Here is a 20,009-nt window from a genome sequence, read left to right as displayed (position 1 = left end):
CTTCCCAAGCTGCGCGAGTTCGATTCTCGTCACCCGCTCCAGCGAAACCCCCAGGTCATCGGCCGGGGGGTTGTTTGTTGGCCAGGCCAGTCGGCAGGTGCCGCAGCACAACCGAACCACAGGCGTAGTCGTACCTCCAGCTGGTTGCCGGAAGCATCGGCTTCTGCCCCAGTTGCCGTGGCGGGCGTGCGTTCTCGTCACCGTCCACGACCGCGTCTGTGCTGCCCTCGTTGACCGGGCAGAGCCAGCGGCGCCGCACCGCTCGTCCGGCCGCTCTGGAGGTCGCGGGTGTGCTCTGCCGTCCAGAACCGGCGGGAGAACACCTTCTGCTCGTCCCTAGTCCGCAGCTGCTTCAGCACTGACGTGAAGGCACTTCGGTGATGGGCACTTGCTCGCTGGGCAGGAGCGGCCGCGGACCCGTTGAGGTTCGCCTCCTCGAGGGCGAGGACGTGGCGGGCGAGGGTCCCGGCCGGCAGCAAGGAGACGCAAATATGTGTCAGGCAGTCGAACACATGGCCCTGGAGCGGGGTGATCGGGCTGTCCACGCGGGCGATCTGCTTGAGCAGGATGGCGATCTCGCCTCCGTCCCTCTCGGCCCCGCCACCACGGAGCACTGCGTCGAGCTGGCTGCGAAGGCCGGCCGAGGCCAGCGCCAGGACCAGCGGGGCGACCAACGCCGGGGGCATCAGGCGGGCGCGTTCCAGCAGTGCCTCCGTCGTGAGTTCCGTTGCGTTGCCGTGGTGCAGGATGGTGAGGAACTGCCCGGCGTGTCCGGTGGGCCGGTCTTCGAGTGTGGACGCGAGCACCGTTTCGACGTGAGAAGGCAGTGCCACGTCGTTCAGTGTCCGGAAGAGGAGCGCCGCATCGCTGGGGCTGGTCATCCCGGCCGCATGTTCCGGCACCCAGTGGACCTCCCGGTGTCTCTCGTCGAGAGCGCGCAGGAGGGCGAGGAAGTCGTCCGGAGTGCGCCGGGCCGCCGACACGATCAGCACGTCGCACGCGAGCGTGCCGTTGCCGGTCGCGTGCAGATCGTTGATCAGAGTGGCCACATCACATGGCGCGCGTGTCAGCGCCGCGCGTTCGAGGACGGCTGCGGAGGCCGCGTGGTTACGCACCACGCGTAAGGCGGAGACCAGGGCCACCAGGTGACCGCTGCTGCGCGACTGGGCGTTGTCGAACACGAAGTCGGCGTCTCGGAGCAGTCCGCGGCACGAGAGCGAGTCGATCAACTCCGTGACGTCGGTGGCCGGGCGGGCGGAGACGGCTTCTGCCTGCAGGGCTTGAGCGAGACCGTCCCAGCCGTTCTCTCCCAGCCCGTGACTGATCTCCACGATGTCCGACACCGGCCGTTCGGACACCGCTGCGCGCAGGGCCTGCGGGAGCGCGGCGGCCGTTGGACCGGTCGCCAGTAGATTCACTGCGTCCAGTACCTGGGGCACCTCGCGTGTGGCGAGGAACGCTCCGAGCAGCACGGCGACGTGCTCGGAAAGGTGTTCGCGGTGGAGGGCGATCGCGAATGCGGCGGTGTCACCCGGCGTGTGCAGGCGGACTGATTCCTGCAGCAACCGGGCGCCGAGGTCGATGAGACGGGAGCGTTCCAGTTCCGACGCCAAACGACCGAGGTCGTCGACCGGGCGGGTGAGCACCAGTACGGGCAGCGCTGCCTGGGCGTGCGCCGCTAGTCCCGCTCCGTCCAGTCCTGCCAGGAGGACCGCGACCTCGTGGACCGGCCGGGACCTGCTGACGGACGTGACCAGTTCACTGGCCATGGCACGTTGGGTCCGCGACTCCAGGTCGCTGACCACGCTGACGAGTTCCGGCACGGACGCGGTCCGGTCCGTGGCCTCCAGCGCCGCCATCAGTGAGGGGACAACTGCCGCTTCCTGCCACAGTTCCTGAACTGTCTCCAGTTGCGACTCCAGCATGCAGCACTGGTCCTCCGCGGCGATCAGTTCGGCCTGCGTGACGGCCAGTGCCTCCTTCAGGTAGGTGATCTCCTGCTGGAGGTCGTCGCACTCACGCCCAAGCTGTTCGTACTCGACCTGCCACAGGTCGAGTTCGGCTCGGTGCGCCTGTGCCTGCTGGTCGAGTTCGATGGCCAGGTCACGGCAGCGGGCTTCTGCCTGGGACAACCGCCGCATGCGGTCCAGCAGAGCCTCCTCCAGTGCCTGGGCGTGCGTCTGCTTCCGCCGGGCCTCCTCGTCGGCGAGGGCCAGTTGGTCCTCCAGTTTCTGCTTCTTACTGGCGGGCTTGCTCGACTGCAGAAGTGCATCGGGCCCGATCTTGCTCAGGGCCCACAGGCTGCTGGATCGGCGGGCCCCCTGCCGGAGTGGCCATCCACAGGAGTGTGGAAGGGCAGCACGGGAATGCCGTGGGCGTCGAAGGGGCTGGCGTCGAGGTAACGCTGCCCACCGGTGCCGCACAGACAGTGGGTACTACCCGGTGGCTGCCGCAAGGTCGGCGAGGCGCTCGGAGCGGCCTTGCCGGGGCGGGATCGCGCTGCTGTCACCCACCCTCCCCGACCAGCCGTCAGGCGTTCGCCACCGCCGGCGTCAGGTCTGTCGTGCTCCGCAGCGAACGGGAAGCGGTCAAGGCGAAAAAATCTGCGGATCTTCGCGGCAACCTTTTCGGCCTCTCGGACCACTAAGCGTTGTCCGGCCAAGTGGTCCGGTCAGATGCAACGGCTGAAAGAGAGAGCACAGGCATGTCCCTGGAACCAGAGCACAGACATGTCCCAGGCCCACCCACGTCACCGGTGGCGTCCCGCGTCGGCGGCCACCGTGCCGACGGCGGCGCGCGCGGTGGCCGCCCGAAGCATCGTGGCCGTCGGTTGCTCGCGCGTCGGGGTTTCTGGGCGGGTCTCGCCATGGTGGTCGTGGCCGGCTCGGCTGTCGTGGTCAACCAGGCTTCGGCGCAGCAGAAAACCGTGGATCTGAAGAAGTGGTACGTGCTGGTCAACCGCAACAGCGGCAAGGTGCTGGACGACCGCGGCTCCGCCAAGAACGACGGCGCGGCGGTGGTGCAGTGGAGCCGTCACGGCGGGGCCAACCAGCAGTGGCGGTTCGTCGACTCGGGTGACGGGTACTACCGGCTGCAGAACCGGACCTCCGGCAAGGTGCTGGACGACTTCGGCTGGTCGAAGACCGCCGGCTCCGCCATGGTGCAGTGGAAGGACCTGAACGCCACCAACCAGCAGTTCAAGCTGGCCAAGTCGTCGGACGGCCACGTGCGTTTGGTCAATCGCTTCAGTGGCATGGCTGTCGGTGTCAAGAACGCCACCAAGGCCAACGGGGGCGACGTCGTCCAGAACCGCGACCAGGGCGGTGCCAACCAGCAGTGGAAGCTCGTCGCGGTCGGTGGCGTCGCCGGCGGCACCGGGAACCCGGGGAACTCCGGCAGCACGCCCACGCCCGGCGGCAGCACTTCGGCGAGCCCGGCTCCGAGCGGCAGCGCTCCTGCGTCGCCGCCGGCGTCTCCGACCCCCGCCAACGGCAGCTCGACGCCACGTTTCATGGGCAGCGACAAGGTGTTCATCGGCGGTTCGATGACTGACGCCTCGGCGAACGCCGCGCCGTTCGACGTGCGCTACGCCTACATACACAGCCAGCCCGCCCCTTCGTCGGCCGCCTATACGGCATCGCGTTGCAAGGATGAGTGGTCGGGCTGGTGGGGCTGCTGGGGCGGCAACACCACCGCGCCCGGCAATCAGGTGACCTGGCAGGACGCCCAGGCGGCCAAGGCCACCTACCAGGGCAAGTCGCGACCGCAGAAGTACCTGTGGACCTGGTACTCGTTGCGCGACCTCGGGGACGCGGCAGGCGAGGGCGACGGCCCGGGCGAGGTCAAGGCCATCAACAGGCTCGACCTGCTCACCCGGTACCTGAACGACTACCGGTTCTTCCTCCAGAAGATCGGAAATTCCCACGACATGATCGACCTGGAGCCCGACTTCTGGGGCTTCGCCCGGTCGCTCGGCAATCTGCACCAGGTTCCCTCGCAGGTCTCGGGCGCCAACCCGACGGACTGCGGATCGCAGGAGAACAGCGCCGCCGGACTCGCCCAGTGCCTGATCTCGATGGCACACAAGTACGCGCCGAACGCCGCCGTGGGGCTGCACCTCTCCTGCTTCGACTGGGAGAGCAACCTCCAGAAGTGCGTCAAGGACTACGCGGACCTCGGGGCGAAGAACGCCGACTTCCTGGTCACCGATGTGTCGGACCGCGACGCGGGCTGGTACGCACAGCCGGCCCACGGCAGCCGTGACACCTTCTGGACCGACCAGAAGGCCGCCGCCTCGCTGAAGTTCTGGAAGACGATGGCCGAGTCCGTGGGCAAGCCGGTGGTCCTGTGGCAGATCCCCGTGGGCAACATGGCAGGGAACAACACTCCCGGCCACTTCAAGGACGACAAAGTGGACTGGCTCTTCGGCCACATGGACCAGGTGGCGAACGCCCACATCGCCGGCCTGCTGTTCGGTGCGGGGTGGACGGAGCAGACGACGCCCGAGACCGACGGCGGAAACCTGATCCGCAAGACGATCGCGTATCACAACTCGGGTGGTACACGCCTCAAGTAGGCGAAGCCGACGAATGCGCCCCCACTCTTCGATGGGGGCGCATTTCGTCATCTTCGTCGGGCTGAGGACTTCTCCGGAAGGGGACGATCGTGCTGACCGGTGACGGCGGGGAAGCCGAGTTCGACCGCGAGGCCGGGACAGTGCGTGCCGTCCCGGTCGATGAATGCGCCGTGTGGCGGAAGGTGAATGCGGCCCGGGACGCCGGCGCCCACACCGCGCAGGACCAGGAGCCCACCCATCAGCCCGACAAGCCTCGCCGAGCCTCCGTCTGGTCCCCAAACGACTGGAACCCCAGCCGGCGCACGGCTGGGGTTCCTCGACGCGGAGAGTAGCGGTCAGCGGGTGGAGGTGCCCACGCCGTAGACCGCTCGTCTACGCGCCGGTGCAGCGCACCCGATCGCCATCACCGTGGATCAGGCGGGTCAGCGCTTCAGGGTGAGGATGCCGGGCCGGTACGGCAGGTTGTCGTAGGAGGTGTTCGGCGGTGTATCGGGGGACTTGCCCTGGTAGAGGAACTGCAGGTTGCAGGGGTCGATGGTCATGGTCTGGTCGGGGTTGGCGCGGACCAGGTCGCCGTGGCTGATGTCGTTGGTCCAGGTGGCACCGCTGTTGGCCTTGCCTGCGAAGGGGTTGGACTCGGTGGCGGCCTGCGGAGTCCACGGACCGTTCAGGCTGGAGGCGGTGAACGAGCGGAAGTAGCGCTGCTCGCCCGCACCGCGAGCCTCGACGATCATGAGGTACTGGTTCTGGCCCTGGACCTTGTAGACCTGCGGTGCCTCGAACAGGTTCTTCACCGTGTCGCTCATGACAGTCGTGTACGACGAGCCGAAGCTGCCGGGGAAGTTCCCGATCGGCATGGTCGACTTGTAGATCTTGCCGTTGTCACCGGCGAAGAACAGGTACATGTTCTTGTCGTCGGCGATCAGGGTCTGGTCGATCGGGCCGGTGGGGGATTCGGTGCGGGGGATGCTGCCGGTGAACAGCGGCTGCGGCGCGGACCAGCCGTTGGGGTTGGTGGGGTCGCTGGAGGTGCGGTAGCTGAAGGGCGACGGACCCCACTGGTACGCCAGCACCCAGATCTTCTTGGGCGCGAAGTAGAACAGCGTGGGTGCCACCGCGTTCTGGCTCATGCCGGTCTGGCGGGCCGACGCCATGTCCGACCAGTTCGTGAAGGGGCTGAACGCCATAGAGCCGTAGGCCGATCCCGAGTAGTTCGACCCGTAGACCAGGTGCTTGCCGTTGTAGGTCACGGTGGTGAAGTCCTTCAGCGAGGCCCACCCGTTCGCCGGCTGTGCCAGCGCGCCCGTCGAGGTCCACCGGTACGTCGACGGAAGCGCACACGTGTCGCTCTTCGGCGCCGCGGCCGGCTGGAAGTTCCAGCGCTGGTTGGCGCCGCCGCCGTTGGTGTCCCAGATCTGGACGGGAGTGCCGTTGGCGGTTCGACCGCCGGGGAGCTCCAGCGCGCGGCCGCTGGCGACGTTGGTCAGCGTGTAGGTGCCGTCGCTGTTCCGGTGGGCCTTCCAGTGCTGGTGGGCGCCGCCGTTGGAGTCCCAGACGATCGTTCTCGTCCCGTTGGCCGTCCGGTTGGCCGGCTCGTCCAGTACCCGGCCGCTGGCGATGTTGGTCAGGGTGTAGGTGCCGTCGCTGTTCCGGTTGGCCCGCCACTGCTGGTTGGCGGCGCCGCTGGCGTCCCACACCTGGAGCGGGGTGCCGTTGTCGTTCTGTCCCGCGGGCTCGTCGAGAACGCGTCCGGCGGCCGCGTTGGAGAGCGTGTAGACGGTGCCGGAGGTGATGCCCCCGGCCTGTGTGCCGCCGCTGCCGGTGCCGCCCAGGGCGCTGAGCACCGCGCTGTAGGCGGGCTTCTTGTTGCCGCCCGCGTCGAACAGCAGCGCGTTCTCACCGGTGCGCCAGGAGTCGCTGTCGCGGATGCCCCACACCGTGATGCCCGTGCAGCGAGCAACGTTCATGCACGCCTGGACGGCGTTGGTGTACGCGGTGGCGGACGCCTGGGCGATGTCGAGCTCGGTGATCTGGACGTCCACGCCGAGCGCGGCGAAGTTGGACAGGGTGGTCTGGAAGCTGGCCGGCGGGCCGCCGGCGGCGAAGTGGCTCTGGAGGCCGACGCAGTCGATGGGGACACCACGGGACTTGAAGTCCTTGACCATCTTGTAGACGCCCTGGGTCTTGGCGTCGGACCAGTTCTCGATGTTGTAGTCGTTGTAGCAGAGCTTGGCGGAGGGGTCGGCGTTCCGGGCGGTGCGGAAGGCCTCCTCGATGAAGCCGTCGCCCAGTACGTCCTGGAACACGGAGCTACGGTGCCGGCCGCTGCCGCCGTCGGCGAAGGCCTCGTTGACCACGTCCCAGGCGTAGATCTTGCCCTTGTAGTGGGTCATCGTCTGGGTGATGTGGTTCTTCATCACCGTGCGCAGGGTGCCCGCGTCGGTGATGGACTTGACCCAGCCGGGCAGTTGGGAGTGCCAGACCAGCGTGTGGCCGCGCAGGCGCTGGCCGTGCGCGGAGGCGTGGCTGACGATCGAGTCGGCGGCGGCGAAGGTGAACTTCCCGCGGGAGGGCTCGATGGCGTCCCACTTCATCTCGTTCTCCGGGGTGATCATCTTGAATTCCCGGTCGAGAATGGCGGAGTACGTGGAGTCGCCGAGCCTGCCCGCGGCCACTGCCGTGCCGAAGTAGCGGCCGCTGCCGGCCGCCGCGTCGGCGGCCGTGGCCGGTGCGGCGGCCTCCGGCGTGCGTGCGGCCAGGGCGACCAGCGGTACGGCGGCACCCGCGGCGGCGAGAACTACGGAGGCGGCGATCACGCGGCGGGTTGCCGGACGGCGGCGATGAGAGCGGTTCTGATCTGACAACGGTATGTCCTTCTGGCACAGCGGGCCTTGATCCGGCCCCGGATACCTGTCAGTTGCCGCCCTGCACACAAAGGTTGCCGCGATCGAGGGAAGCATTTTCACGGCCGCCGTCGTCGCCTTGCCGCACAGCGGCGTTCACCGTGCCGGGACGAACCCTCCCCGGACCGACGCGGAGCCGCCCGAACCCTGTGCGTCGACGAGGTAGCCGTCGCCCGCGGCACTGCGCGCGTCGGCGCCGTTGTTGAACTGCGCGGCGAACTCATGGCTCCCGGCCGGCACGGTCAGGCCCGGCTTGAGGACCCAGCGGTAGACCAGCGCGCCGCCGGCCTCCTGGGCGGTGACGGTGAAGTCACCACTCGGCAGGGTCTGCCAGGTGCCGGTGTTCTTCACCCCACCGGTCTGCACGATCCGGATCTCGACCGTGAGCGAGGTGAGCGGCTGGGTCGTCTTGAGGACGAGGTTGCTCTGCGTCCAGTAGACGGTGCTCTGCGGATCCAGCGAGCCGGCCGACCGCAGCGGCCCGTTCCGGCTCTCGTCGGCGGTCGGCGAGGGGCTGGTGCTGGTGGCCGACGGAGTTGGGCGCGAGCTGCCCGGTGTGGTGGCCGGGGGCGGCACGACAGGGGTCGGGCGGGCCGACGTCGGGTGCGGGGAGCCGGCAGTCGGGGGCGGGGTGGCAGGCGTGGTCACGGTGGGCGGCGGCGACGGGGTCGCGACGATGGCGGCGACGGCGAGGCCGCCGGTCGTCAGGATGCCGCCGGCGGCGAGCCCGGCGAGGGCGACCCTGGTCCCGGACCTCGCGAACGGTCGCGCACGGTGACGGACGGCGGGGCCGGCCATGCCGCGTTCCACCCGGGCCAGCATCCGCGCGCGGTCGGGCCGGTGGGCCTCGGCGGCCTCGCGCAGCCGACGGTCGATCTCCTCGTTCACCGGTTCCTCCTTCCTGGCACCAGGTCCCCGGCCGCGTGCGCGCCCAGTAGCTTTTCCAGCTCGGCCATTCCCTTCGAGGTCTGGCTCTTCACCGTTCCGACCGATATGCCGAGCGCTGCCGCGGTGTCCTTCTCGGACAGGTCGAGGGCGTGTCTCAGCACCACGCAGGCGCGCTTGCGGTACGGCAGCCGGGCGAGCGCCGCGCGGACGTCCAGCACGGCCGCCGTGTCCGGCCCCTCCACCTTCTCGGGGCTGCGGGACCAGAACAGCGTGATCCGGCGTCTCTCCCGGACCGTGCTGCGGATCCGCCCCCGCGCCAGGTTGGCCACCACGCCGCGGGCGTAGGCGAGCGGGTGGTCGGCCTGCCGCAACCGGTCCCAGCGCTGCCACAGGGCGACCAGGGCATCCGCCGCGAGGTCGTCCGCCGCGTCGGTCTCGCCGGTCAGGAGGTGTGCCAGACGGGCGAGTTCGGCATAGTGGCGTTCGAAGAATTCGTGGAACTCCGCGGACGCGTCATCGAGGACCATCCCCCGGTCGCCCTCTCCTTGCCATGATGTGCGCATTGGTTGCGTGTTTAACAACAACGGGGGGCGCAGCTTAACAGTGCTCCGTCTGGGATTCGAACGGTGGTCGTGCTCGGTTGCGGGGCGGTGAAGGCTGACCAGCGGGCTGGTCAATGCCGGGCGAACCGGACGCCGGTCGGCTGCGCGATGTCCGGCTGCACGGCGGTGCCGTCGACCATCAGCCGCTCCCCGTAGATGTCGGTGGTCCTTCACCGGTTCCGCTCCCGGGGGGGACGGCACGCCATCACACCGACGACCAGCAGCGCAAGGGAATGCCCGTGACCAGTCCGCGCCTGCGCCACGGTTGCGGCGCGGCGTGCTTCGTTGCCCACATGCCCGTCCATCCGGTAGTTCGACTCGGCCTTCCGGCTCCCAGTTGCCGCAGAGGACGAGAAGGTTGCCGCCCCGACGCTGTTTTCTCGGCGACCGGCCAGGTGGGCAAGTCCTCAATGCCCCTGGCGCCTCGTCCTCCCCGACGGGCGACGTAGGTGGAATGGAGAACCTCTCCGGGTTTTTGAGATCCCGGGTGCCGGCCACCGGTCTTCACGTCCGTAAGGATCCCGGACAGGTGATCGCCGCACCCTCGCTGCGCGAGCGGCTCACCGGTGGCACCCTGGGCCGCACCACCGGCCGCGAGGACTCCACGCTCGTAGGCGAGGAGGCCCACTGACATGGAACCGATCACGAGGCAGGCCGGGGAACAAGAGGGTCACGGGGCCGGGGCGTCCGCCGGGCCGGCTGACGCGTCGGCGGTGATGTCGGCATGCGGGGTGGTCAAGCGCTTCGGCGACGTCCGGGTGCTGAACGGTATCTGTGGTGCTGGTGGAGACGGTCCGCAAGACCGGTCTGGATCAGGCGATATCGGCGGCGTTGGCGCCGTGGCGCAAGCCGCGGGCGGTGCATGATCCGGGCAAGGTCCTGCTGGATATGGCGCTCGCGGTCGCGCTGGGCGGGGACTGCCTGGCGGACGTCGGTCTGCTGCGGGCCGAACCGGCGGTGTTCGGGCCGGTGGCCTCCGATCCGACGGTGTCCCCGCTGATCGACGCGCCGGCAACGGACGGGAAGCGGGCGCTGACTGCACTGCGGCAGGCCCGCGCTCATGTCCGTGCATCTGTATGGAGGTTGGCCGGGGAGGCGGCGCCGGATGCGGCCGGGCAGGTGGTCGTAGACCCCTGGACGGAGTGCTGGTGATCGCGCATTCCGAGAAGCAGGATGCGGCCGCGACCTGGAAGAAGACTTTCGGGCACCATCCGCTGATGGGGTTCGTCGACCACGGCCGGGGCGGGTCCGGGGAGCCGGTGGCCGGGCTGCTGCGGCCCGGGAACGCGGGCAGCAACACCGCTGCAACACCGCCCTGCGGGAAGTGCTGGAGAACCGGCGGCGCGCTCTGGCACTTACCCGCCTGCGTGCAGCTGCGGAGGAGGGCGTCTTCGACCTGGACCTCTTCGAGGACAAAGGCAACTACCGCCGGTGAACGCCGCGCAGTTCCTGATCGACACCAGCGCACTCGCCCGCCTGCTGCGCGGCGACGCCGAACAGTACGGGTGGGACCAGGCGGCAGCGGCCGGGCTCATCGCCACCTGCCCCATCACCGAGCTGGAGTTCTTCTACAGCGCGCGCTCCGCCGCCGACCGTACACAGGGCATCGAGGACATGCGCCTGCTGTTCGGCTGGGTGCCGGTCGACGACCGCGCCTGGCAGGTCCAGGAGATCCTCACCCAACGCGGACAGCACCGCAGCGCCGGGGCCGTCGACCTCGTGGTGGCCGCCACGGCCGAGTTGCAGGGACTGACCCTGCTGCATCGCGACCGGGACTTCGAGTGCATCGCCGCCGTCACCGGCCAGGCACTCCAGTGGTACGGCCCCGAAGCGGGCAAGTGACAAGGGACCGAGCTGCACGTGCTCTGCCCACCAGTCTTCGCAGTCCGTGCCCACAGCGTGCCCGTAAGAGCGGACAGCCACGGCCAACAGCGGCTCCATCGACCTCGGACAGGACTGCTGCTTCAATACGTATGCCCAGGTCACAAGCTATGTGACCTGGAAAGCGCCGTCGCTTCCCAGGCTGAGAGCGCGAGTTCGATTCTCGTCACCCGCTCCAGAGAGAAACCCCAGGTCAGCAACCTGGGGTTTGTTTGTTGTCTAGACCAATTTGGGGGCTCCGTACCCTCCGCGTGTCCTAAGTCGCGGGCGAGTAACGTACAGAGCCTTCGAGTGCCGCTTCAGGCACCACGAGGCCGAATCATCCCATCGCGAGACGCATTCTCGGTGACCTGGGTCACAAGGTGCGCGAAGGTCGACCAAGTCGCGTAAGCAGAGCAGCAGTTGTCAGGTGCGCCAGTGCCGCTGCTCGCGCGGTCGTCGCGCTCAGGAGCACCTCACCGACCAGTAGCTCTCGACTCTGGTGATGAGGAGCGCCCCCACTCCATCTGCCTCCCACACCAGCCTGACCACGGAATCGGGCGTCTCTGCCCGTTGGCAAAGGACGGGGACTACCTCCTGCCCCTGGACAAGGGTGATTCACCCTCGTCCAGGGGCACGGTCCGGCAACGGAGGCTCAGTGCGCGGCGCGGCGGGCCAGCGCCCCACGCGAGCGGGTCACCAGCGCGGCCAGCAGGGCGGCGCCGAGGGGCACGGCCACCAGGAGGGCGGCGAGCGTCTCCCAGGGGACGATGATCGGCACGTACGGCGGGGCGTCACCGGCGCCGCCCCAGCCGTTGTCGAGAGCCTCCTGGTAGGAGCGCATCTGCTCGCGCTCCTCGGTGAGCCGCAGCCCGACCGCGGGCAGGACACCGGCCGCCGAGCCGAGGACCACACCCATCGCGGCGACCACACCGCACTGGAAGCCGCTGAGCATGCGGCGCACCCGAGGCGGGGCTCCGACCGCGGCGAGCGTCTTGAGATCGGCCTCCGCGTCGGCCTGGGCGAGACCGGTGGCGATGCCGGCCGCACCGATGGTGACCAGGCCGGCGAAGACGGTCAGCGCGAGCAGGACGAGCCCGTTCTCGTCGACCCAGCCCTGCTCCACGGTCAGCTCGACGTTGCTGCCGAGCTTGGCGATCTCGGCGTCGAGCTTCTGCCGCTCCTCGGTGCTGGGGATCCGGTCGGTGCTGAAGAAGGCGCCGAGGGGGACGGTGGTCAGTCCGGCGGCCTTGGCGGCGGCGGGGCTGAGCACGCTCTGCACTCCGTAGGAGTCGGGCGAGCCCGGCACCTGGTAGGCGGGGAAGGACTTCAGCTCGCCCGGGACCGGCTTGTTCTGCTCGGCGGCGCGGTCGGCGGCCTTCGGGTCGGTGATCAGCTTGATGCCGACGGCGCCGTTCCTGTCGACCTGGGGCTTGTGGAAGCTGACGAGCTTTCCGTCGGCGAGTGCCTTGGTCGCGCCCGGGTCGTCGATGCCGAGGACTTTCAGGAGCGGAGCGTCGGCGATGAGGAGACCGCCATCGACGTAGATGCCGTTGCCGTCGGGCGAGAGGCAGCGCCAGTCCTTGGCGAGCGCGCGCCGCTGCTCCTTGCTGTACTTCTCCCCGGGGTCGGAGCCGTCGGGGGTGCTGACCCACAGCGGGCACTCGTTGGCCGGCGGGGTGACGACCTCGAAGCGGCCACAGCCCTCGCCCCCGCCATACGAGTCGCAGCCGGGCTTGCCGACGGCGATCCGGAACACGTCGGCGCGGACGTCGACGGGCAGCGTCCGCTGCACGGCGTCGCGGACCTCGGGGGCGTCCCGGCCGCCCTCCTCGGTGACGAGCGCGGCGACGGCCCCGTACGGCAGGCCGGCCTGGTACTCGGCCTGACTCTGGGCGTCGCTGCTCGCGGCGTACGTCGAGACGGCGACGGTGCCCGCGACGGCGGCCAGGACGGCGGCGACAGCGGGTGCCGTACGGCCCCGGTTGCGGACGGCGTCCCGCAGGGCGAGGCGCGGCGAGAGCGGCAGCCAGCGGCTGGCCCGGCCGAACAGGCCGACCAGGGCGGGCGTCATGGCGACCACACCCAGCTCGGCGATGGCCGAGCCACCCGCGACCAGGACGAACTGGTCGGAGACGACCGAGCCGTACAGGGCGATGGCCGCGCCGAGCAGGACGGCGCCGAAGCCGATCAACGGCAGCACGCGGTTGCTGCGGCGCACGCCGCGACGGCCGGTGAGGGAGGCCAGGACGGTCTGCCGGGAGGCGGTGACGGCCGGGACGATCGCGGAGAGCAGGCCGGTGAGGATGGCGAGCGCGGCGATGGCGAGCAGTTCCAGCGGCCTGACGGTGAAGCCGCCGAACCGCTGTCCCATGTAGTCCTCGAGGAGCGGCCGGAGGGCGAAGGTCAGGACCAGGGCGAGGACCATGCCGACCAGGGCCGCCGCGACGCCGATGACGAGGCCGCCGCTCAGCACGATGGCCCGGATGTGGCTGCGGGCACCGCCGTTGGCGCCGACCAGGCCCAGCTGGCGGCGGGAACGACGGGCACCGACGGCGAAGGCGGGACCGGCGAGTAGGCAGATCTCCAGCATCGCCAGGCCGACGATCGTGCCCACGGCGGCGAGCGCGGCGGCGTCGGCGCCCCCGCCGCTCTCGTAGTTGGCCCAGCCTTCCTTCTGGTAGAGCGGCACCTCGGAGTCGGCGGGCGGGTCGAGGGCCACGGCCCGCGAGGTGACCAGGACGCCCTTGGCGTTGATCGCCTGGACCGTGTTCCACGTGAAACCACCGGACTTCTTCACTAGGTAGGTGGTGGAGTCCTCGGGCTTCGGCAGTCCGGCCTTCTCGACCGCCTTGGCGTACGGCGCGAGGAAGGCCCCCGGCAGGGCGTTGACCTGCTGTGCCGTGAGGTCGCTGGGCAGCTCGTACGAGCCGCTGATCACATAGGTGCGGTCGAAGCCGCGGGCGGTGAGGGTGGAACCGACGGACAGCCCGCTGCTCTCCAGGAACCGGGTGGTCGCGGCGATCTCGTCGTTCTTCTCGGGGAAGCGGCCCTCCTGGAGCCGCATGATGCCCCGGGCGACGGGATCGACGGCGGCCAGCTCACGGACCTCGGCCTGGAGCAGACCGTGCCTGGTGGTCAGCTTGGCGCTGCCCCTGCTGTCGGTCAATACCGTCGAACCGGCCGGAATGCTCTTGGTGACATCGGTCGGGCCGTCAGGCCAGGACTTGCCCGGCGAGTCGTAGTCCCCGGCCGGGGTGTGCTGCTCGCCCGCGGGGTCCTGCAGGATGGCCACGCCGGCCGCTCGGGCATCGGAGAAGCGAGCGTCGGCGGCACCCAGGGTGCGCTCCATCCGCTGCGCGGGGGTGAGTTCGGCGCTGCGCAGGGTCAGGTCCAGGGCGCTCACGCCCAGGATCGGCAGCGCGATCATGGCGAGGACGAGGAAGCTGCGGCCCTTGTAGCGCCAGGCGTCACGGCGGGCGATGCGGACCGCGGCCCGCCAGGAGTGGAACCAGGTCGTCACCGCTGGGCCGCCCGGCCGGTCAGGAGCGAGTCGGCGTCGCTGCGTACGGTCTGGTCGACGACGGCGCCGTCCCGCAGGAAGACGACCCGGTCGGCCCAGGCGGCGAACCGCGGCTCGTGGGTGACCATGATGCCGGCGGCCCCGGCGTCGCAGCGGGAGCGCAGCAGGGCCAGCACGGACTCGCCGGTCTCGGAGTCGAGGGCGCCGGTGGGCTCGTCGGCGAGGACGAGCCGGCGGTCGCCGACGAGGGCGCGGGCGATGGCCACGCGCTGCTGCTGGCCGCCGGACATCTCGTCGGGGAACCGGTCGGCGAGATGGCCGAGGTCCATCTCGGCGAGGGCGGCGAGGGCCTCGGTGCGGGCCTTGCGGGCCGATATGCCGTCCAGTTCGCGGGGCAGGGCCACGTTCTCGGCGGCGGTGAGGGCCGGGATGAGGTTGTAGTCCTGGAAGACGTAGCCGATGCTGCGGCGGCGCAGGGCGGCGAGCCCCTTGATGCCGAGGGCGGTGATGTCGGTGCCCTCGACGAAGACCTGCCCGGACGTGGGGGTGTCGAGGCCGCCGGCGATGGTGAGCAGGGTGGACTTGCCGGAGCCCGACGGGCCCATGACGGCGACGAGTTCACCAGGGTGGACGTCGAGGTCGATGCCGCGCAGGGCGTGCACCTCGGTGGCGCCGGAGCCGTGGACGCGGGTCAAGTTCTGCAGACGCAGCACGGGCTGCTGCTGTGTGGACATGGTTCCCCCTCGGGCGTACGCCGGCGAACGGCCGGACGTCGGTGCGACGGACGGTCGTTGGCAGCGCCGTGCGTACGGTATGGGTCTGGTCGGGTGGTTCGGAGTCTTCATGTGGGTCGGGTGGACCCGGTGGGTCGGGTGAACCCGGTGGGTCGGGTGAACCCGGTGGGTCGGGTGAACCCGGTGGACTCGGTCGGCCCTGTGGATCCGGTCGTTCGGGTGCTCAGGGCCGGTCGTGAGGGGCGGACGTCACGGGCGGTGGCGTGCGGCCTCCTCTGCCTCGGCCCCCGCCCGCGCTCCCATCCCCGCCGCTCCCGCTACCGCCCCCGTCGAGGCCGGCTCCAGCCCCGCCGCCGGGGCGGTCGACGAGAGACGGATCAGCCGGGACTCGCAGTGGTCGAGCCAGCGCGCCTCGGCCTCGGTCTGGAAGATCAGCTGCTCCAGGACGAGGAGCCAGGCGATGTCGTCCCGCTCCCGGGCCCCGTTCTTCTCCACTGCGGTGAGGGCCTGCGCCTTCAGCCGGGTGTAGTCCTGCATGGCCTTCACGGTGTGCCGGCGCTGGGACTGGATGACGTCACGGATGTCGACCCCGGGCGCCCCGACGGCCATGGCCAGCTTGATGGCCAGCTCGTCACGGGCCGGGCTGGTGCGGTCGACGGGGTTCTCGAACCAGCTGCGCAGTTCGACGCGACCGCTGTCGGTGATCGCGTAGAGCGCGTGGCCGGCCTTGTCCTCGCCGTCCTGCACGACCATGCCGTCGCGTTCGAGCCGGCTGAGCGTCGTGTAGACCTGACCCACGTTGAGCGGCCAGGTGGAGCCGGTACGGGACTCGAACTCCGTACGGAGCTGTGAGCCGTAGCGCGGTCCGCGTTCGAGGAGGGCGAGAAGCCCGTGACGGATGGACATACCGAGTATGTATACCGAGTAAGTCCGCGTGGACAAGCGTCCTGAGGCGGACGCCGGAGGTCCGACTCAAGGGGGACCCGGGCCGTCGCGAGCCGCTCAGCGGCGGCGCATCCGCACCCCGAGGAAGCCGATGCCGAGGCCCACCAGAGCCAGCCCCACGCCCAGTGTGAGCACGGGAATCCGCTGGTCGGAGAGGTCGAGGGGGGCCTCGGTGCCGGTCCGGTGAGCGGCCGTCGGCAGCTCCGCGGGCGAGCTCTCGGCGGCCGGGGCGTCCGTCTCGGGTACCACCTCGACCCCCTCGTCCGACTCCTCGGCGGCTCCTCCTCTGTTGCCGTTTTAGTACGAGCGGGCTCCACCGGGCTCGTGGAGAACGGCGAGCCGGAGGGGTCGGCCGGTCGGCCAGGCCGTTCCCGGCCCTCCCCCGCCGACCGCCCCGCGAGGGAGGCGGAGTCGCTGGGCGCGGGCGCGTCGGGCGGCCCCGACGGCTCGGGAGCCGCCGGACGGGCGGGTCCGGCGGATCTGGAGGAGGGCGACGCCGACGGGGCGGACGGGCGATCGGGCGGGGTGGGTTCGGCGCTCGTGGCCGCGGAACCGTTCGGAGCGGGGCGTGAGCGGGCGGCGCGGCGGAGGCCGTCGCCGTGGCCGGGCACGAGGGGGCCGGCGGGCGCGGGACGGACGGGATGGTGGGCGGCCCGGAGGGTCTCCGGAAAGGGAGTTCTCCTACACGGCCAGCGACGTCGCCAACGACCTTCTCTCGTTCGTCGGCAAGGCCCAAGGAGTCCTCAACCCGCAGCAGGATGCTTGATGCGGGCGACTGCATCCTTGAAGACGCCGTGTGTGCAGTCGCGACGGCCTCACTCGACTGCCGTTCGAGGCGGAGCCACTCCCGGTCGCTGGGGGCCGGTCGGCGCGAACACGTACTACGCCCGATCGACCATGAGCGCCCGCACGGGAAACAGGTCGTGCGCCGTGAGCCCACGTCCCGCGGCGGGGACGGCGGCGCCTCCGCGGTCGTCCACCTCTGGGCCGTCATGCCCATAGCGTGCCCTTCAGAGCGGACGACCACGGTCGACAGCGGTACGAAAAGACCCTCACCCCTAGGTCATGGACCTGGGGGTCGTTTGTTGCCTAGACGATTTCCAGGGCGGTGAGCCGAAAAGGTTCCCGCTCAAGGCAACCCTGTGAGGATTCTGTGGCGACAAGGGGGTGGATCCGGCCAGTTCCGGCGGCCGTGATCCGGCTTTCCTCCGGTGAACAGCGTGCAAGGAGAACTTCACCCCCATGAACAACCCCACGAACGGCGGGCGCCGCGGGCGTCATCGCCGTCGCTGGACCGCCACCGGCCTGGTGGTCGGCGTGCCCGCCATCGTCGTGCCGTACTTCCTGTTCGCACAGGAGGACTCGCAGGCCACGACGATCGACGCCAACGCCTACTACCGGCTGGTTTCCGTACGCAGCGGCAAGGTGCTGGACGTCAGCTCCTTCTCCACCGCCGACGGCACCCGCATCCAGCAGTGGACCGACCAGAACACCGGCAACCAGCAGTGGAAGCTGCGGGCCACCGGGAACGGCTACTACGAGCTGGTGAACCGCAACAGCGGCAAAGTGCTGGGCATCGCGGGCAATTCGACCGCCTCGAAGGCCCCCGCCGAGCAGCAGACCGACAGCTCCTCCACCTCCCAGGAGTGGCGGATCGACGAGGTGAGCGGTGCCGAGGCCGTCACCTTCACCTCCCGCAGGAGCGGCCTGGTCCTGGACGTCACCGGCGGCTCCACGGCCCAGGGCGCGGCAGTCCAGCAGTATCCCGGCCACGGCAGCACCAACCAGCAGTGGAAGCTGGTGAAGGTGGCCGAGACCCCGGCGGCCGGGACCGGCGAGGCGCAGACCACGGCCGCGACCGGACCGTACAAGTGGAAGAACGCCCAGGTGGTGGGCGGCGGTTACGTCACCGGGCTGGTGTTCAACCAGAAGGAAAAGGGCCTGCTGTACGCCCGTACCGACATGGGCGGCGCCTACCGCTGGGACGCCGCGGCCGAGCAGTGGATCCCGCTGACCGACTGGGTCAGCGAGAAGGACTGGAACCTGCTGGGCATCGACTCGCTGGCCACCGACCCCGTCGACCCCAAGCGGCTCTACCTCGGAGCGGGCACCTACACCAACGACTGGGCGGGCAACGGCGCGATCCTGCGCTCCACCGACAAGGGCCGCACCTTCAAGCGCACCAACCTGCCCTTCAAGCTGGGCGCCAACGAGGACGGCCGCGGGGCGGGCGAGCGGCTGGTGGTCGACCCCGCGAACAACGCCAACCTTCTCCTCGGCACCCGCAAGAACGGCCTGTGGCGCAGCACCGACCACGGCGTCACATGGAGCCAGGTCTCCTCGTTCCCCGTCAAGAACGGGGCGAGCAGCGGCGGCGGCATCTCCTTCGTGACGTACGGCCCGGCCGGCAGCAAGACGGTCTACGTCGGCGTCGGCGACAGGTCCACCTCCCTGTACCGCTCCACCGACGGCGGCAGTAGCTGGCAGGCCGTCTCCGGGCAGCCCACCGGCCAGATGCCGCAGCACGGCGTGCTCTCCGGTGACGGCTCGCTGTACCTGACGTACACCGACAACCTCGGACCCAACGGCGTGACGGCGGGTTCGGTGTGGAAGTACACGCCGGCCGGCGGGACGTGGAAGAACATCTCCCCGTCCCAGGGCAGTTACGGGTTCTCCGGTCTGGCGGTCGACCCGCGCAAGCCGTCCACGGTGATGGTCACCACCCTCGGCCGCTGGTGGCCCGAGGACGAGATCTACCGGACCACCGACGGCGGTACGACCTGGAAGGCACTGGCTGACAAGTCGAAGCGCAACGCCTCCGCCGCCCCTTACGTCGGCACCCACACCGGGCACTGGATGACCGCCCTGGCCATCGACCCCTTCAACTCCGGGCACGTGCTCTACGGCACCGGCAACGGCATCCTGCGCAGCACCGACGCCAACGCCTCCGACACCGGTGGCACCAGCAACTGGAGCATGGGCGCCCGAGGGCTGGAGGAGACCGCGCTGCTGGACGCGATCGCCCCGCCCGGCGGCGCCACCGTCATCACCTCCATGGGCGACCAGGGCGGCTTCCGGCACGACGACCTGACCAAGGTGCCCTCCGGGCGGCTGAAGAACCCGTTGATGGCCAACAGCACCGACATCGACTTCGCCCAGTCCAAGCCCTCGATGATGGTCCGCGTCGGCCGTGGCGGCGAGCAGGACGGCGCCTACTCCACCGACGGCGGCAGCAGCTGGACCGGCTTCAAGGCGGAGCCGGTGGCCGATGCCCGGGACGGCCGTATCGCGCTCTCGGCGGACGGCTCCACCATCGTCTGGACCGAGGCCGGTCAGGCCCCGTACCGCTCGACCGACAAGGGGTCGAGCTGGTCGCGGGTCGGCGGCCTGGGCAACGACGCCGTGGTCGTCGCCGACCGCTCCTCGGCCGGCACCTTCTACTCGCTGTCCGGCGGCACGTTGTACGCCAGCACCGACGGCGGCGCGACCTTCACCGCCCGCGCCGGCAACCTGCCCTCCGGCAAGCTCACGGCCGTCCCCGGCATCGCCGGTGACCTGTGGATCTCCGGCCAGGGCAAGGGGCTGCTGCACTCCACCGACGGCGGCCGCACCTTCACCACGCTCAACTCGGTGCAGTCCGCCTCCGCCCTCGGCTTCGGCAAGGCCAAGCCGGGCACCTCCTACCAGGCCCTGTACCTGATCGGTACGGTCAAGGACGTCACCGGAGTCTTCCGCTCCACCGACAAGGGCGCCACCTGGATCCGCGTCAACGACGACGCACACCAGTGGGGCAACATCAGCGGCAGCGGCGTCGTCACCGGCGACCCCGACACCTACGGCCGCGTCTACATCGGCACCAACGGACGCGGCCTCCAGTACGGCGACCCGTCCTGACCCCAACGCCCGAGCGGGGGGGGAGGGGACAAAGACCCTGGGCCCCCCACAGGTGGGGGGGCTCGCCTTTTTCTGTCTTGGTTT

Annotated in this window: 11 protein-coding genes and 2 pseudogenes; 5 read left to right on the top strand and 8 right to left on the bottom strand. The window is 70.1% G+C overall.

Annotated elements, in window-relative coordinates:
- Positions 1-197: 197 nt before the first annotated feature.
- A complete protein-coding gene (locus ACZ6D7_RS25230) occupies positions 198-2,141 on the bottom strand; it encodes a hypothetical protein (RefSeq protein WP_469494868.1) in 1,944 nt (647 codons plus the stop codon).
- A gap of 725 nt (positions 2,142-2,866) precedes the next feature.
- On the opposite strand from ACZ6D7_RS25230, the gene ACZ6D7_RS25225 reads away from it, so the two are divergent.
- Positions 2,867-4,576 (top strand): RICIN domain-containing protein, encoded by a 1,710-nt coding sequence (locus ACZ6D7_RS25225; protein WP_469494865.1) that lies wholly within the window; start codon positions 2,867-2,869, stop codon positions 4,574-4,576.
- Between the two features lie 422 nt (positions 4,577-4,998).
- On the opposite strand, the gene ACZ6D7_RS25220 is transcribed toward ACZ6D7_RS25225, so the two are convergent.
- The 3 genes from ACZ6D7_RS25220 to ACZ6D7_RS25210 all read right to left on the bottom strand — a co-directional run bounded on the left by ACZ6D7_RS25220 (position 4,999) and on the right by ACZ6D7_RS25210 (position 8,894).
- A complete protein-coding gene (locus ACZ6D7_RS25220) occupies positions 4,999-7,392 on the bottom strand; it encodes a non-reducing end alpha-L-arabinofuranosidase family hydrolase (RefSeq protein WP_469495500.1) in 2,394 nt (797 codons plus the stop codon).
- A gap of 183 nt (positions 7,393-7,575) precedes the next feature.
- The gene (locus tag ACZ6D7_RS25215; protein WP_469494862.1) at positions 7,576-8,367 is read right to left on the bottom strand and encodes a hypothetical protein; all 792 of its coding nucleotides are present in this window, start codon (positions 8,365-8,367) and stop codon (positions 7,576-7,578) included.
- The gene (locus tag ACZ6D7_RS25210; protein WP_469494860.1) at positions 8,364-8,894 is read right to left on the bottom strand and encodes a SigE family RNA polymerase sigma factor; all 531 of its coding nucleotides are present in this window, start codon (positions 8,892-8,894) and stop codon (positions 8,364-8,366) included. The genes ACZ6D7_RS25215 and ACZ6D7_RS25210 overlap by 4 nt, the downstream gene beginning before the upstream one ends.
- Before the next feature lie 846 nt (positions 8,895-9,740).
- On the opposite strand from ACZ6D7_RS25210, the pseudogene ACZ6D7_RS25205 reads away from it, so the two are divergent.
- From ACZ6D7_RS25205 to ACZ6D7_RS25195, 3 genes and pseudogenes are all read left to right on the top strand, one after another.
- Positions 9,741-10,276, top strand: a pseudogene (locus ACZ6D7_RS25205) (transposase); the annotation flags it as partial.
- Positions 10,276-10,404: pseudogene (locus ACZ6D7_RS25200) on the top strand (type II toxin-antitoxin system VapB family antitoxin); the annotation flags it as partial. The pseudogenes ACZ6D7_RS25205 and ACZ6D7_RS25200, both read left to right, overlap by 1 nt.
- Positions 10,401-10,811, top strand: a complete 411-nt coding sequence (locus ACZ6D7_RS25195; RefSeq protein WP_469494856.1) for a PIN domain-containing protein — start codon at positions 10,401-10,403, stop codon at positions 10,809-10,811. The pseudogene ACZ6D7_RS25200 and the gene ACZ6D7_RS25195, both read left to right, overlap by 4 nt.
- 673 nt (positions 10,812-11,484) lie before the next feature.
- Here the strand turns inward: ACZ6D7_RS25195 and ACZ6D7_RS25190 are convergent.
- The 4 genes from ACZ6D7_RS25190 to ACZ6D7_RS25175 form a co-directional block, all read right to left on the bottom strand.
- The gene (locus ACZ6D7_RS25190; protein ID WP_469494851.1) at positions 11,485-14,352 is read right to left on the bottom strand and encodes an ABC transporter permease family protein; all 2,868 of its coding nucleotides are present in this window, start codon (positions 14,350-14,352) and stop codon (positions 11,485-11,487) included.
- Positions 14,349-15,086, bottom strand: coding sequence for an ABC transporter ATP-binding protein (locus ACZ6D7_RS25185; RefSeq protein WP_318811635.1), 738 nt, complete (start codon positions 15,084-15,086; stop codon positions 14,349-14,351). Before ACZ6D7_RS25185 ends, ACZ6D7_RS25190 begins: the two co-directional genes overlap by 4 nt.
- A 249-nt stretch (positions 15,087-15,335) precedes the next feature.
- Positions 15,336-15,992 (bottom strand): PadR family transcriptional regulator, encoded by a 657-nt coding sequence (locus ACZ6D7_RS25180; protein WP_469494848.1) that lies wholly within the window; start codon positions 15,990-15,992, stop codon positions 15,336-15,338.
- Between the two features lie 96 nt (positions 15,993-16,088).
- On the bottom strand, positions 16,089-16,280 hold the full coding sequence (locus ACZ6D7_RS25175; RefSeq protein WP_469494845.1) for a hypothetical protein: 192 nt from the start codon (positions 16,278-16,280) through the stop codon (positions 16,089-16,091).
- Between the two features lie 993 nt (positions 16,281-17,273).
- On the opposite strand from ACZ6D7_RS25175, the gene ACZ6D7_RS25170 reads away from it, so the two are divergent.
- Complete coding sequence (locus ACZ6D7_RS25170; protein WP_469494842.1) at positions 17,274-19,925, top strand: RICIN domain-containing protein; 2,652 nt, start codon at positions 17,274-17,276, stop codon at positions 19,923-19,925.
- Positions 19,926-20,009 lie beyond the last annotated feature (84 nt).

Source organism: Streptomyces sp. NPDC041784, assembly GCF_055591025.1.
This window is presented reverse-complemented; position numbering and strand designations above follow the sequence as displayed.